This is a genomic window from Allosphingosinicella deserti, assembly GCF_003012735.1.
GTDB lineage: Bacteria > Pseudomonadota > Alphaproteobacteria > Sphingomonadales > Sphingomonadaceae > Allosphingosinicella > Allosphingosinicella deserti.
This window is the reverse complement of record NZ_PXYI01000009.1, coordinates 96,206-109,191: the sequence shown is the minus strand read 5'-3', so window position 1 is coordinate 109,191 and position 12,986 is coordinate 96,206. Positions and strand designations below refer to the sequence as shown.

Sequence of the window (12,986 nt, the reverse complement as noted above, 5' to 3'; positions counted from 1 at the left end):
TGCCAGCACGACCTCAGGGGTGCGCTTTGGCCCAGTCCAGCGCCTCCTGTAGGGTCGTCACCCAGATATCCTTACGGTTGGCGGCAAGCCAGGCGACCAGCTCTCGGTGTGCGGTGTCCGACACCTGGAGATAGTCTCCGGCCACGCCGTGGAAGAGGAATACGGCCAGTCCGCCGCCGTCGCGGCCCTGCTCGGCGAATGCGATCAGGTCTCGTCCGGTCGCACTTTCGGGAAAGCCGCGCGCGGGAACATGCATGGGATCGATCCTGGACGCATCCCGGCGCAGATCCTCAGGCGTGACGTTGACGCCGCGGACGTAGGTGACGAATCCGGCCGCCCGCAGTGCCTCGAGATAGTCGGCGCCGCCGGCCACGCTTTGCCCGCAGGGGGTCGCCATACCGTGGCGCGGCTTACCGTCGATCGCGGTCAGCAGCACATTCTGCTGCTCGATTTCCTTGAGCATGGACGGCACGGTATAGGCTTCAGATGTGTAGCGCGGGTCGGCGGGGAAACTCGCCGCCGAGCAGGGATGGAAGATGGTGTGGTTGCCGAGCTCGTGGCCCTCGGCTGCGGCGGCGCGCCAGCGCGGCAGATCCGCCTGCTTGACGTTTGCGAGGAAGAAGGTGGCTTTGAGGCCCGCCTGGTTGAGCAGCGGTACGGCGTGATCGAGCTGTGAGGTCAGCGCATCGTCATAGGTGAGCACGACTGCGGTCTTGGCGCCGTTCGGCCACTCCGTCGCCGAAGCTGCGGACGCCGCAACGGATCCGGCAACGAAAGCCGCAATTGCCGCGAAAAACCTGCTCTTCATAGTCTTTCCTCCCAATTGCGGCGAAGGGTAGGGCAGGTGCCCGTGCCGCACAATCATGCGAGGCACCGAAGGAGGGCCTGCATCCTGATCGGCTTCGGAACGTTCCTACCTTTTGCAGCGGCGCACCGGGGAACGACATGACATGGGCTGGTTCGGCTTCGATTCAGGTAGAGAAAGGCAGAGGCGCAGGATGAGATTCGTTCGTATCCCGTTGCTTCTCCTTGCGCTTGGCGCAAGCACCTCCTCCGTGGCGGCCCCTTCGCCAATCGGGCGCGACAGCCGTCCGATCGAGCCGGTCGAGATCCCGCCCAGCGTCCAGCAGGGCGTGGACATGATCTTCGTCGATCCCGAAATGGCGCCGGCGGTGCACAAACGTGAGGGTCTGCTCCACGAGATCGGGCTCAAGGACGAAGCAGGATCGGCGACCGATCTCTTCCTCCCGGTCAACCCGGTCTACACGCAGCTCCGCAGGGGACTGGTCCGATATCGCACCACTTGGGGCGCGCTTCCGCAGACACCGATCCCGGCAGGCCCGGTGCTGAAGCCCGGGGCGACGGGCGAGCGGGTGTCGCTTCTGCGCGAACGCCTGGGTCTCGGTACTGCCGGCGGATATGACAATGCGCTCGCCGCGGCGGTGAAGCGCTATCAGCAGGTGCATGCGATCAAGGCGGACGGCATCGCCGGCGAGGGGACGATCGCCTCATTGAACCGTGGCGCGGCGTATTACGAGCGGGTCCTGATGTTGAATCTCGATCGGGCCAAGGCGCTCCCGGGCACGGACGAGAAGGGCCGCTACGTGCTTGTCGACGTCGGCGCAGCCCGCTTGTTCATGATCGAGGGCAGCGACGTGCGTGACAGCATGAAGGTGATCGTCGGCAAGGCCGCCTCTGCGACGCCCATGATGGCAGCGCAGATTCGCTATGCCAGCGTCAATCCTTACTGGAACGTGCCGGCCGACCTCGCCCAGACCTTGGTCGCGCCTAAGGTGCTGAGCGAAGGTCTCGGCCATATTGCGGCCGAACGCTACGAGATCCTCTCCGATTGGACCGACGATGCCCGTCAAGTCGATCCGGCGAGCGTCGACTGGCAGGCGGTTGCCGAGCGCAAGACGGAGCTGCGCATTCGTCAGCTCCCCGGCCGAGGCAATTCGATGGGCATGATCAAGTTCATGCTGCCCAACGATTTCGGCATCTACCTTCACGACACCAACGACAAGTCGCTGTTCCAGCAGCAGGATCGCTGGCTCAGCAACGGCTGCGTGCGCGTCGAGGATGCCAAGCGGCTCGCGAATTGGCTGTTCGGCGCGATGCCCACGGGCAAGGATCCGGCCGTCGAGGAGGATGTCCCGCTTGAGCGGCCGGTGCCGGTCTACATCACCTATCTGACCGCGGAAGGCGGTCCCGACGGCGTCCAGTTCCGGGCCGACCCCTATGCGCGCGACGCGGCCTTGCTGAACCGCTACGCGGTCGCGGACGAAAGCACCCCTCGGTCGGGGGGCTGATCGAGATTGCCGAAGCGGGGGCGGACGTGACCAGATATCGACTGTATGGCAGTCTCCAGTCGGGCCATTCCTACAAGGTTCGGCTGGCTCTTCTCCTGCTCGGCATCGAGCATGAATATCGTTCGATCGACATTCGGCCGTCACGGGAGCAACGCGATCCCGAATGGCAGCGCGCGAGCCGGTTCGGCGAGGTGCCGGTGCTGATGGTCGACGATCGACCGATCGTGCAGTCCAATGCCATCCTCCTGCACCTCGCTCGCGAGCATCGGGGGCTTGGCTGGGATGTCGATACGGATCGTCTCACGGAATGGCTGTTCTGGGAGGCCAACCGGATCGGCCTCGCGCTGCCCATTTACCGCTTCCATTCTCTCTTGGCGGCACCGCTCACGCCGGACGCGATGGCGTGGCTCAAAGCCCGGATGATGGCCGATCTCGCCGTGCTGGAGGAGGCAGTCACCGTGAGGCCGTTCCTGATGGGCGAGAAGGTCTCGGCGGCGGATCTGGCCTGCTCCGCCTACCTCCTTTACGAAGATGTGGCGGAGTTGGACCTCGCCGCCTTTCCGAAGCTGCACGCCTGGCTCGCCCGGATCCGGCATCTGCCGGGATGGCTGCCGCCGCTGGAGGTGATGGGTTAAGCGTCGACAAGTGCGTTGCTGCGTTCTACGATCGCAGAGTCGAAAAGGACCTGCGCCGGCATAGGTAAGCCCGGCGCCTCCCGCGCTGCGGGAGCTCCGCGCTCTGCCAAGCAGAAGCCCCCGGCGAGCCCTGGCGGGCAAGCGTCGCACGGCTCGGCGGGATCTGTCGTTGCACCTGATGCAGCCGCGCTCCACCGAGCCTCTGGATGGAGCCACATATGCCGATCATCGCACCGAACACCGGAATCGTTACTCAGATCAACGTCTTCACCGTGCCGCAGGGAAGTCAGCTGCCGCTGATCGAATTGCTCGACGAGGCCGCCCGCGCGTGTCGCGAAGTCCCCGGCTGGATCTCGGCAAGCCTGCACCGGAGCCTCGATGGGACACGCGTGGTGAACTACGCCCAGGCCCGCGACGCGCCGGCGATGACGCGGGTCTTCGAGCGTTTGCAGGCGGGAGGTTTCATCGAGCGCAACCAGGCCCTCGGCCGTGCCGCGCCGGGCCTTTATGAAGTGGTGAGGACTCTCGAGCGCTGAAAGCGGCAGGCCGCCGGGCGCAAGGTCACGGCGGCGGCATCGAGCTGGCCGGTCTCTGAAGGCAGCGTTGTGCCTTCAGGACCGCCCACCGAGGGTAGCATCGCTTCTTTGAATAGGCTGCTGGCGGATTGGAAACGCGTCGATCACGATGACCATCGGCAGTCGAGAGCTTGACGTGCGCTCGTGCTCCGCTTTTCATGGCGCCACAGAGAAGAGCGGGGTGTGTATGGACAGGAACGACTTCGGCACGAGCCGTCGTGCACTTCTCCAGGCTGCGGCCGCCGGTGCTGCGGCCATGATGCCTGGTGTCGCGTTTGCGGCGCGAGCTGGCGATTTGGCGGCGATCCGCCGTGCCGCCGAGCAGGGTCGCGACGCCGCGATCGCGCGGATTCAGGCCTGGATCCGCAATCCCACGATCGCAGCCGAGAAATCCAGGATCGACGAAGGCGTGGCCGCTATGTCGGCGCTGGCGCGCGAGGCCGGTTTCCAAACCGTGCGAACGGTGCCGACCGGCGGCGTTCCGGCGGTGTTCGCGACGCTGGATGTCGGCGCCCCGAAGTGGATGGGCATCTACTTCATGTACGACGTGAAGCAGTTCGATCCCGCAGAATGGTCGGTGCCGCCGCTCGAAGCGCGGATTGTCGACCGGCCCGGTGTCGGTAAGGTGATCATGGGCCGCGGTGCCGTCAACCAGAAGGGGCCGCAGGGCGCCTTCCTGGCGGCCTTGCACGCGTTCAAAACATCCGGTCGCACGCCTCCGGTCAACATCGCACTCATCGCGGAAGGGGAGGAGGAGATTGCCTCGCCCAATTTCCTCAACGCCATCCGCGATCCCCAAGTCACGGCGACGATGAAGAAGTGCGTCGGGGTGATCATCCCCACCGCAGGCCAGTCAGCGAATGGCAATGCCACGATCAGCCTCGGTGCCAAGGGAGCGGTCGAGATGGAGATCGTGTCGAGCAGCAAAAGCTGGGGCAGGGGCCCTGCCCATGACATTCACTCGAGTCAGTTCGCCCGGGTCGACAGCCCGGCCTGGCGGCTGGTGCAGGCGCTGAATACGTTGATCGGCCCGGACGGGCACACGCCGGCAGTGGAAGGCTTCTTCGATCGGGTGACGCCGCTCACTGCACGTCAGAAGGCGCTGATCGCCGAGGCAGCCCGCAAGAGCAATGAGGCCGATGCCAAGAAGGCGCTGGGCGTTCAGCGCTGGATCAACGACGAAAGCTGGGAGCAGTCTCTGATCCGACTGGCGGAGCAACCGACGATCAACATCCAGGGGCTGGTCGGCGGCTATACGGGCCCAGGTGGCAAGACGATCCTGCCGCATCGGGCGACCGCGAAGGTCGAAATGCGGCTTGTACCCGACATGACCAAGGACGACAGCGTCGCCAAGCTCAAGGCGCACCTGGCCAAGCACGGATTTCCGGACGTCGAGGTCAACGTCACCGGCGGATATGGTCCCAACCAGACACCCGAAGACGCAGCTTTGACGAAAGCCCAGCAGGCGGTGCTCACGCGCGCGGGGATCACCTGGGCGCTCAACGTGCGCAATGCCGGTTCATGGCCGGGGGTCGTCTTCACCGGCGATCCGCTGCGCCTCCCCGCCGGTCAGTTCGGGCTTGGAACCGGTGCCGGCGCCCATGCTCCGGACGAATATTTCGTGATCGAGAGCATCAATCCGAAGATTGCCGGGCTTACCGAACAGACGATGGCTTATGCGGACCTGCTCTACGAAGTTGCGGCGCAAGGCTGAGCGCTAGCCAGTGATCGGTCGATTGGCAAAGGTCGAAGGCACGCGCGGGGGCGTGTCTCATTTTACAGCGTCGGTGCGCCGGTGATGTCGAGCTGGAGACGACCCGAAACGGCGCGATAAGCGAGAACAACGAGGCTGAACATTTTCGAAATCCCTGATTTGATTGCAAAGTCGCGGCGCCTCTGCCTTGGGCGCCGCAGCCGTGCAAATGCAATGATCCGGGCCGCGATTGCGTTTGTTGCACTGCAGCAAATGTACGTATGTTAGATCCCAACGAGGGATCCACGCGTAGAAGCGCCCCCGCCGGGACGCATCGCAAGGGCCCCTCTTTCCCCGGACGCAATCTCCCTCTAAAGCGCCGGCCAATCCTTCACCCAATCAATGGAGCTTCACGGCATGGCGACCGAACGCACTTTCTCGATCATCAAACCCGATGCGACCCGTCGCAATCTTACCGGCGCGATCACCGCCAAGCTTGAGGAAGCGGGTCTGCGCGTCGTCGCATCGAAGCGGATTCAGATGAGCCGCGAACAGGCGGAAGGCTTTTACGGCGTTCACCGCGAGCGTCCGTTCTTCAACGATCTCGTCACCTTCATGATCTCGGGCCCGGTGGTCGTTCAAGTGCTCGAGGGCGAGAATGCCGTTCTCCGCAACCGCGAAGTGATGGGCGCGACCAATCCGGCCAATGCCGACGCTGGCACGATCCGCAAGGACTTCGCGGAGTCGATCGAAGCCAATTCGGTGCATGGCTCGGACAGCCTCGAAAACGCGAAGATCGAGATCGACTTCTTCTTCAAGCCCGAAGAAATCGTCGGATAAGAAGCGTCACTGCGCAGGTTCAACCGGACCTTGCGAGGTTATCAGGGCTGGCCGCGGCGGGTGCCGCGGTCGGCCCTTTCTTTGTCCGATTCGGCGCCTCGCAAGAATATCTGCTCCTCAGAGCAGATACTCTTCCTTGTATGGCGCATAGAGGGGCTCCCTGCGAAGTGCCTCTGCTTTCCCACGGAATCGCTCCAGTACCTCGGCGCTCACCAGCGCTTCGGTGACGGGCTCCGCCGGGCTCAAGCGCTGGAGCAGCCGGATGAGGTGCCGAAGGCGATTGTCGGTTGCTGCCCGCGAATAATGTACGAAGATGCGCTGCTGGAGACGGGCACCAACCGGCAGCCTGCGCAGCAAGCGCGAAAGCCGCGGGTACCAGCGTATCTCCACGCCGGAGAGACCTTCGTTCACCCGCTGTGACGGCGGCGGGAAATGATCGAGCCCGAGTTCGGCTTCGAGGATGCGGATGAACCTTTCGGAATCGTCGCGCAGCAACTCGTAGGGCAGGACGATCAGGCGCTCCCCGAACGCCTTCCGGTACAGGCGGATCAACCCGTCATAATCCCAGGCATGGCGGCTCGGGTGGGTTTCGGACCCGAAGCCTTCACGGAGCGCGAAGAACTCGTCCGGACCCCCAGTTCTCACGTATTGCGAGTAACTGGACAGCATCATCGAGCGGAATCCGCGGGTGACGAGCAGCACCGATGCCTCGGGAAACAGCCGTGCGAGCCCGTGACAGACCGCGGCCTGGGCATCCGGCAATTGCAGGCCGTGCATCCGCCGATAGTCGATATCCCTCAGCCCGACGAAGGGGTGCGGTGTCGCCAGCCCCTCCGAGCTCGAGACTCGGCAACGAATGGCCGGATCAGGATCGGCGCTCTGCCGTGCGACGTCGTAGATATCGCGATACCCCGCAATTCCGCCCTCGGCATACTGGATCTGGGGGTTGGCCGCGAACCAGCGCTGCAGGTAGGTTGATCCCGCTTTCGCATAGCCGATGTGGATGAGGTGGCCGCTCACCCGCTGTCGCCCGTCATGATCCCCGTTCCCCCCGCTCATGTGCCGGCAAGGCTAAGCGAGGTCGCCCCCCGGCGCCAGCCCGGAGCGGAACCGGGCGGCGAAGGCGTCGAGTGCTTCCGGATAGAGCCTGTGCTCCTCATCCAGGACGCGGGCGGCCAGCGTCTCCGGCGTGTCTCGCTCCCGTATCTTGACCTTGGCCTGGGCGAGAACCGGCCCGTCGTCCAGCGCCTCGGTGACGAGATGAACCGAGCAGCCGGCCCACATGTCCCCGGCGGCGAGCGCACGGGCGTGAGTGTCGAGCCCCTTGTACAGCGGAAGCAGCGACGGGTGGATGTTGAGGATCCGTCCTGCCCATGCCCGGATGAAATCGGGGGACAGCAGGCGCATGTAGCCCGCGAGTGCGATCAGCTCGACGTCATGGTGCCGGAGCTCGGCATCGAGCAGCGCATCGAATTCTTCGCGCGCCATGCCCTTGTGGCTCTTGGCCCAGGTCTTGATGCCGAGCGTGCGCGCCACGACGAGGCCCCTGGCCTCGGGCACGTTCGACCCGGCGAACACGAGATCGTAGGATCGCTCCTGCCTGCGGCGGTATTCGGAAAGCGCGGCCATGTTGGTACCGCGCCCGGACAGCAGGACTCCGATCCGGACGCGGCCCGTTCTCGCCGCCCCGCTGTCGTTAGCCATTGTGGGTGGCGGTCCAGTCCCCCCGCGCCGACCAGGTGCCGCCCGATCCGGAGACGGTGCAGCCTTTCGGGCCGGCCTGGATGCGACCAACTCGGAACACGGTTTCGCCGGCCGCCTCGAGGGCTGCAGCGACGGGATCGGCGTCGTCGGGGCGGACGATGACGGCCATTCCGATGCCGCAGTTGAAGGTGCGGGCCATTTCCTCCGGCTCTATATTGCCTTGCGCCTGGAGGAACGCCATCAGCCTGGGCTGGGGCCAGGCATCGGCGTCGACATACGCATGAAGATGGTCAGGCAGCACGCGGGGGATATTCTCGAGCAGGCCGCCGCCGGTGATGTGCGCCATCGCCGCGACTTGGCCGGCCCTCACCAGCGGGAGAAGCGATTTCACATAGATGCGGGTCGGCGCGAGCAGGGCCTTGATCAGCAGCACGTCCTGATCGAACAGCGCCGGGCGATCGAGCTTCCACGCCTTGTCGGCCGCGAGCCTGCGCACCAGCGAGAAGCCGTTGGAATGGACGCCCGACGAGGCGAGGCCGAGGATCACGTCGCCGTCCTGGACGCGGTGGCCGGTCAGCGCGTCCTCGCGCTCGACGGCACCGACGCAAAAGCCGGCGAGATCGTAATCACCCTGCGCGTACATGCCCGGCATCTCGGCGGTTTCGCCGCCGATCAGCGCGCATCCGGCCTGGCGGCAACCTTCGGCGATCGAGGCGATCACGCGCTCGGCGACTCCGCTCTCCAGCTTGCCGGTCGCGAAATAATCGAGGAAGAACAGCGGTTCGGCGCCCTGCACGATCAGATCGTTGACGCACATCGCGACGAGATCGATACCGACCCCTTCGTGCCGATCGAAATCGATGGCGAGCTTCAGCTTGGTACCGACGCCGTCGTTCGCCGCGACCAGCAAGGGGTCACGATAGCCGGCGGCCTTCAGATCGAAAAATCCGCCGAAGCCGCCTAGCGAAGCGTCGGCCCCCGGCCGCGCAGTGCTTTTCGCGAGCGGCGCGATGGCCTTCACCAGGGCATTGCCCGCCGCGATCGAAACGCCAGCCTTGGCGTATGTGTAGCTTTCACCCTCGCTCATCGGCGCCGCTTAGACTCTGAACGGGGGAAGGGGAAGGGTGCGCCGCGAGCCGAAACCAACGCACCTCGCCACATCGCGCTTGGATTTCGGCGCCCGAGCGGCCAAAAGGCGGGCGTGAAGCGTCTCCCCAGTCTGCCCCTGATCCTTGGTCTCACCGCGGCCCTCCTCGCCGGAGGGGCCGTTTACGCTCAGCTCGAAGGTGCCGACCGAGGTGTCCCGCCGATCGACAGCGCCTCCACCTTCGAAGTGACCGGGGTCGAAGTCGACACCTCGGCCCCCAGCGCCGAGAAAGCGCGCCAGGAAGGCTGGCGCCAGGCCCAATTAAAGGCGTGGCGCGCTCTTTGGGCAAAGACCAATGGACGGCCGATCTCAGAAGCGCCGAACCTTCCCGATTCGACCTTGAACGGGATGGTCTCCGGGATCGTGGTCGAGAACGAACAGATCGGGCCGAAACGCTACATTGCGACCTTGGGCGTGTTGTTCGATCGGGCGCGCACCGGCCAGTTGCTCGGCGTCAGCGGTCCGGTTCAGCGCTCGGCGCCGATGCTGGTGATCCCGGTGATGCTGACCGGATCCGCCTATCAGACATTCGAATCGCGCAACGAATGGCAAAAAGCCTGGGCGCGATTCCGCACCGTTAACAGCCCCGTGGACTATGTCCGCCCGACCGGCTCCGGGATCGATCCGTTGCTGCTCAATGTCTCGCAGACACGGCGGCCTGGACGCGGCTGGTGGCGGATGCTGCTCGATCAATATGGCGCGGCTGATGTCATCGTGCCGGAAGTCCATCTCCACCGACTCTATCCCGGTGGGCCCGCGACGGCGCTGTTCGTGGCGCGCGCCGGGCCGGACAATCGTATTCTCGGGCGGGTGCTGCTCAAGGCCGAAAACGGCGCCTCGATCGGACGCTTGTTCGACGAGGGCGTGCGGCGACTGGACCAGATCTACAGCCAGGCGCTTACCGTCGGCCAGCTCGCCCCCGATCCCTCCCTGGTCGTTCCCGAGCCGCCGCCTGTGGAAGAGTTCGAACCCGAGGCGCCGGTCGCCAGCGTGGTGCCGTCGCTGCCTTCGACGCCCGGCGAGCCGACGACCCCGACGGCCGTGGTCACGACCTTCAGTCTGCAGGTCGACACGCCGAGCGCCGCAGCGGTCAATCGCGCCGAGCTGTCGGTGAGCCGCATCGGCGGTGTGACGTCGGCGCTGACCACGAGCCTCGCCTTGGGCGGAACCTCGGTGATGCGTGTCACCTACATGGGCGATGCCGCGGCATTCCAGCGGGCGCTCGAGGCGCAGGGCTGGCGCGTGTCCGGCTCGGGGGCCAGTCTGCGCATCAGCCGCGGCGGAGACGAGTGACGTGGCGCAGATCGCGCTGCCGCTCGACTGGCCGGTGGCGGACCGCGACGAGGATTTCCTGCTGTCGGACGCGAATCGGCTTGCCTTCGACCATCTGAAGCGCTGGACCTTGTGGCCGGTGATGGCGACCCTGCTCACCGGACCCCGCAAATCGGGCCGGAGCCTGCTCGCCCGCATCTTTGTCCGCAAGACCGGCGGCAGATTGTTCGACAACGCCGAACGGCATGAGGAGGAAGCGATCTTTCACGCCTGGAACCACGCGCAGGAGACAAGACGTCCGCTGCTGATCGTAGCCGACGCGGCGCCGCCGGGATGGACGGTCGCGTTGCCGGACCTTCGATCGCGACTGGCGGCCACGCCACAGATCGAGATCGGCGCGCCGGACGATTGCCTTATCGCAGGCCTGATCGTGAAGCTGCTCGGAGACCGCGGGATCGCCGTGCCGCCCGATGTTGCCGAGTATATCGTGCCGCGGATCGAACGATCTTACGTAGCCGTCCAACAGGTCGTGGATGCGCTCGATCGTGCTCTTCTCTCCCGCGGCGGTCGGATCACCGTTCCGACCGTGAAACGCGCGCTCTCGGAAGCCGGGCTGATTCGGCGGGCTAAGGCGGCATGATCGACGGCCCCATCTCCGCCGACGGCGACCGGATCGAGCGCAACGAGCCCGCGCTTGGGCCGGACCAGCCCTATTTCAACCGTGAACTGAGCTGGCTGGCCTTCAACCGCCGGGTGCTGGAGGAAGCGAGCAATTCGGCGCATCCTCTGCTGGAGCGCGTGCGATTCCTCTCCATCTCCGGCAACAATCTCGACGAGTTCTTCATGGTCAGGGTAGCCGGCCTGAAGGGGCAGCAGATCCTCGGCATCGAGGAGGCCTCGGCCGACGGGATGACCCCGTCCCAGCAATTGCTGGCGATCGCGGCCCATGCGGATCGCCTGACCCGGGCGCAGCAGCAGGTCTGGCGAGAATTGCGCCACGAACTCGCCGAAGCCGGGATCCACGTTCTCCGCGGCGCCGACATCCCCGCCGAGGACGGCGAGTGGCTGGATCGCCATTTCCGCGAGCAGATCTTTCCGATCCTGACGCCGCAGGCGATCGATCCGGCGCATCCCTTTCCGTTCATACCGAATGCCGGTTTCTCGCTGATCTTCGATCTCAAGCGCCTGTCGGATGGTCAGCCGATCCGCGAATTGCTGATGGTGCCGGCAACTCTGCCGCGGTTCATCCGCCTGCCGGGGAAGGCATCCCACTACGTCGCGGTCGAGACGCTGATCCGCCGGCACATCGGCACCATCTTTCCAGGCTATGAATTGCTCGGCGGCGGCGCGTTCCGGATCATTCGCGACAGCGATATCGAGGTCGAGGAGGAAGCAGAGGATCTCGTCCGGTACTTCCGTAGTGCCATCAAGCGCCGCCGCCGCGGCCGCGTGATCCGCCTGGCGTTCGAAGCGGACATGCCCGACGACCTGAAGGCGATGGTCAGCGAGGGTCTCAACGCCAAGCATGCGCTGGTCTCCTCCTCGACCGGCTTTCTCGGCATCACCGATCTTCAGGCCCTTGTGGACGAGGATCGCCCGGATCTGAAATTCACTCCCTTTGACCCACGGTTTCCGGAGCGCATTCGCGAGCATGGCGGCGATTGCTTCGCCGCGATCCGCGACAAGGACATCGTCATCCATCACCCTTACGAAACCTTCGAGGCGGTGGTCGAATTTCTAAAGCAAGCGGCGGCGGATCCGGACGTCGTAGCGATCAAGCAGACCCTCTACCGCGCCGGCAAGCAATCGGCGGTAATTCGCGCCCTGATCGATGCCGCGGAGGCGGGCAAATCCGTTACCGCCGTGGTCGAATTGAAGGCCCGGTTCGACGAGGAACAGAATCTGCTCTGGGCGACCGCGCTTGAGCGGGCCGGAGTCCAGGTCGTCTACGGGTTCATCGACTGGAAGACTCACGCCAAGGTGTCGATGGTCGTCCGCCGCGAGGAGAAGGGTTACCGCACCTACTGCCATTTCGGCACCGGGAACTACCATCCGGTGACGGCCCGGGTTTATACCGACTTGAGCTTCTTCACTGCCGATCCCCGCGCGGGCCGCGATGTCGGGCAGCTGTTCAACTACATCACCGGCTATGTCGAGCCGCAGGGCCAGGAACTGATCACCATGTCGCCGCATGGCCTCCGCGACGAGCTCACCCGTTTGATCGAGGCCGAGATCGCGCATGTCCGGGAAGGAAGGCCCGGCATGATCTGGGCGAAGATGAACTCGCTCGTCGATCCGGCGGTGATCGATAGCCTCTATGCCGCGAGCCAAGCCGGCGTCGCGGTGGAGCTGATCATCCGGGGTATTTGCTGCCTTCGTCCGGGGGTGCCGGGCCTTTCCGATCACATCCGTGTCAAATCGATCGTCGGCCGCTTCCTCGAGCACAGCCGGATCTGGTGCTTCGGCAACGGCGATGACCTCCCCAACCGCAAGGCCCTGGTCTACATCAGCTCCGCCGACTGGATGCCGCGCAACTTCGATCGCCGCGTCGAGTATATGCTGCGGATCGAGAACCCGACGGTCCATGCGCAGGTGCTGGACCAGGTGATGGTGGCCAATCTGATCGACAATGAACAGAGCTGGCGGTTGAACCCGGACGGTACGTACGAGCGGCTGCACCCCGGCGCGGAGCCGCCGTTCAACCTCCATCGCTACTTCATGACCAATCCGTCTCTGTCCGGACGTGGTGCGGCGCTCCGCAGCGGCGCCGTGCCGAAATTGCGCATCCATCGCGGACAGTGAGGATCCGTA

The 12,986-nt window shown here is 65.1% G+C and carries 12 protein-coding genes; 8 read left to right on the top strand and 4 right to left on the bottom strand.

Going from position 1 to position 12,986, the window contains the following annotated elements; all coding sequences use genetic code 11:
* Window positions 1-13: 13 nt before the first annotated feature.
* Complete coding sequence (locus tag C7I55_RS22550; RefSeq protein ID WP_106515294.1) at window positions 14-808, bottom strand: polysaccharide deacetylase family protein; 795 nt, start codon at window positions 806-808, stop codon at window positions 14-16.
* Between the two features lie 190 nt (window positions 809-998).
* On the opposite strand from C7I55_RS22550, the gene C7I55_RS22545 reads away from it, so the two are divergent.
* From C7I55_RS22545 to ndk, 5 genes are all read left to right on the top strand, one after another.
* The gene (locus C7I55_RS22545) at window positions 999-2,309 is read left to right on the top strand and encodes a L,D-transpeptidase family protein (RefSeq protein ID WP_158266542.1); all 1,311 of its coding nucleotides are present in this window, start codon (window positions 999-1,001) and stop codon (window positions 2,307-2,309) included.
* Window positions 2,310-2,335: 26 nt separating this feature from the next.
* Window positions 2,336-2,944, top strand: a complete 609-nt coding sequence (locus C7I55_RS22540) for a glutathione S-transferase family protein (protein WP_106515292.1) — start codon at window positions 2,336-2,338, stop codon at window positions 2,942-2,944.
* Window positions 2,945-3,162: 218 nt separating this feature from the next.
* Window positions 3,163-3,480: an antibiotic biosynthesis monooxygenase family protein gene (locus C7I55_RS22535; protein WP_106515291.1), complete on the top strand. Its 318-nt coding sequence runs from the start codon at window positions 3,163-3,165 to the stop codon at window positions 3,478-3,480.
* Window positions 3,481-3,706: 226 nt separating this feature from the next.
* Window positions 3,707-5,233 carry a M20/M25/M40 family metallo-hydrolase gene (locus C7I55_RS22530; RefSeq protein WP_106515290.1) on the top strand — a complete coding sequence of 509 codons (1,527 nt, stop codon included), beginning with the start codon at window positions 3,707-3,709 and terminating at the stop codon, window positions 5,231-5,233.
* 396 nt (window positions 5,234-5,629) lie between these two features.
* Complete coding sequence (ndk, locus tag C7I55_RS22525; RefSeq protein WP_106515289.1) at window positions 5,630-6,052, top strand: nucleoside-diphosphate kinase; 423 nt, start codon at window positions 5,630-5,632, stop codon at window positions 6,050-6,052.
* Between the two features lie 117 nt (window positions 6,053-6,169).
* Here the strand turns inward: ndk and C7I55_RS22520 are convergent, their stop codons facing one another.
* The 3 genes from C7I55_RS22520 to purM are packed head-to-tail and all read right to left on the bottom strand — an operon-like array spanning window position 6,170 to window position 8,843.
* A complete protein-coding gene (locus tag C7I55_RS22520; RefSeq protein ID WP_106515288.1) occupies window positions 6,170-7,072 on the bottom strand; it encodes a sulfotransferase family protein in 903 nt (300 codons plus the stop codon).
* Window positions 7,073-7,123: 51 nt separating this feature from the next.
* A complete protein-coding gene (gene purN / locus C7I55_RS22515) occupies window positions 7,124-7,756 on the bottom strand; it encodes a phosphoribosylglycinamide formyltransferase (RefSeq protein WP_106515287.1) in 633 nt (210 codons plus the stop codon).
* Window positions 7,749-8,843 (bottom strand): phosphoribosylformylglycinamidine cyclo-ligase, encoded by a 1,095-nt coding sequence (gene purM / locus C7I55_RS22510; RefSeq protein WP_106515286.1) that lies wholly within the window; start codon window positions 8,841-8,843, stop codon window positions 7,749-7,751. The genes purN and purM overlap by 8 nt, the downstream gene beginning before the upstream one ends.
* A 114-nt stretch (window positions 8,844-8,957) precedes the next feature.
* On the opposite strand from purM, the gene C7I55_RS22505 reads away from it, so the two are divergent.
* From C7I55_RS22505 to C7I55_RS22495, 3 genes are read left to right on the top strand one after another with little or no spacing between them, the layout of a single operon-like run.
* A complete protein-coding gene (locus C7I55_RS22505) occupies window positions 8,958-10,196 on the top strand; it encodes a heavy-metal-associated domain-containing protein (RefSeq protein WP_233222362.1) in 1,239 nt (412 codons plus the stop codon).
* Between the two features lies 1 nt (window position 10,197).
* Window positions 10,198-10,815 (top strand): HdaA/DnaA family protein, encoded by a 618-nt coding sequence (locus C7I55_RS22500; protein ID WP_106515284.1) that lies wholly within the window; start codon window positions 10,198-10,200, stop codon window positions 10,813-10,815.
* Window positions 10,812-12,977: an RNA degradosome polyphosphate kinase gene (locus tag C7I55_RS22495; RefSeq protein WP_106515283.1), complete on the top strand. Its 2,166-nt coding sequence runs from the start codon at window positions 10,812-10,814 to the stop codon at window positions 12,975-12,977. The genes C7I55_RS22500 and C7I55_RS22495 overlap by 4 nt, the downstream gene beginning before the upstream one ends.
* Window positions 12,978-12,986: the final 9 nt, after the last annotated feature.

Excerpts from the sequence above, each read along its gene's own strand:
- C7I55_RS22550 (WP_106515294.1), bottom strand. The coding sequence starts at position 808 with ATGAAGAGCAGGTTTTTCGCGGCAATTGCGGCTTTCGTTGCCGGATCC.
- C7I55_RS22545 (WP_158266542.1), top strand. The coding sequence starts at position 999 with ATGAGATTCGTTCGTATCCCGTTGCTTCTCCTTGCGCTTGGCGCAAGC.
- C7I55_RS22535 (WP_106515291.1), top strand. The coding sequence starts at position 3,163 with ATGCCGATCATCGCACCGAACACCGGAATCGTTACTCAGATCAACGTC.
- C7I55_RS22530 (WP_106515290.1), top strand. The coding sequence starts at position 3,707 with ATGGACAGGAACGACTTCGGCACGAGCCGTCGTGCACTTCTCCAGGCT.
- ndk (WP_106515289.1), top strand. The coding sequence starts at position 5,630 with ATGGCGACCGAACGCACTTTCTCGATCATCAAACCCGATGCGACCCGT.
- purN (WP_106515287.1), bottom strand. The coding sequence starts at position 7,756 with ATGGCTAACGACAGCGGGGCGGCGAGAACGGGCCGCGTCCGGATCGGA.
- purM (WP_106515286.1), bottom strand. The coding sequence starts at position 8,843 with ATGAGCGAGGGTGAAAGCTACACATACGCCAAGGCTGGCGTTTCGATC.
- C7I55_RS22495 (WP_106515283.1), top strand. The coding sequence starts at position 10,812 with ATGATCGACGGCCCCATCTCCGCCGACGGCGACCGGATCGAGCGCAAC.